The sequence below is a fragment of the Salmonella sp. NW177 genome, from assembly GCF_051811585.1.
Lineage (GTDB): Bacteria > Pseudomonadota > Gammaproteobacteria > Enterobacterales > Enterobacteriaceae > Salmonella > Salmonella enterica.
Genome location: NZ_JAMMZV010000037.1, coordinates 1 through 288 on the forward strand (window position 1 = coordinate 1; position 288 = coordinate 288).

The window sequence follows — 288 nt, forward strand, 5'->3', positions numbered from 1 at the left end:
GTGGTGGGTGATGACGGGATCGAACCGCCGACCCCCTCCTTGTAAGGGAGGTGCTCTCCCAGCTGAGCTAATCACCCGATACTACGCTGGATATTACTGACTAACCGAAGTTAGCGGTGGGTCGTGCAGGATGACTCGGCTTCGCCTCGCCCTACGGGCCGTTGCTGACGCAACGTTATCCTTCACGCTTTATTCTCGTTTCCACCGAACGATTGGTGGGTCGTGCAGGATTCGAACCTGCGACCAATTGATTAAAAGTCAACTGCTCTACCAACTGAGCTAACGACC

Annotated in this window: 1 tRNA gene and 1 other RNA gene; both read right to left on the bottom strand. The window is 54.9% G+C overall.

Annotation, left to right across the window (positions count from 1 at the left end):
- Position 1 precedes the first annotated feature (1 nt).
- Positions 2 to 77 (bottom strand) — tRNA-Val (locus NA986_RS24380).
- A 37-nt stretch (positions 78 to 114) separates the two neighbouring features.
- Positions 115 to 282: non-coding RNA, RtT sRNA (locus NA986_RS24385), on the bottom strand.
- Positions 283 to 288 lie beyond the last annotated feature (6 nt).